1 pseudogene is annotated in these 236 nt (G+C 64.4%); it reads right to left on the bottom strand.

Features of this window, described 5'->3' with window-relative positions:
* A pseudogene (locus tag AC0IW9_RS31980) lies at positions 1-236 on the bottom strand (hypothetical protein); the annotation flags it as partial.

The raw sequence follows: 236 nt of genomic DNA, 5'->3' as shown, positions 1-236 counted from the left end.
CCACGGCGCGGGCACTGACGGTGCCGGTGCCGCTGCTGACGAAGCTGTCGGTGAAGTCGACGCGGCCCTCGATGGGGTAACTGCTGCCATCGCCAAACTTCAGCTGGGCGAACAATTTGCCGTCAGCCGGCATCGCCAATTTGCCGCTCTGTACGCCCTCACGCAGGCGCTCGGCCTCGGTGTCGGGGTAGGCGAAGTTGACGTACAGCGGGTCGAGTTGAGTGAGTTGAGTCAGC

This window comes from Belnapia sp. AC561, assembly GCF_979252845.1.
The sequence above is the reverse complement of the archived record's forward strand: the minus strand, read 5'-3'. Positions and strand labels throughout refer to the sequence as shown.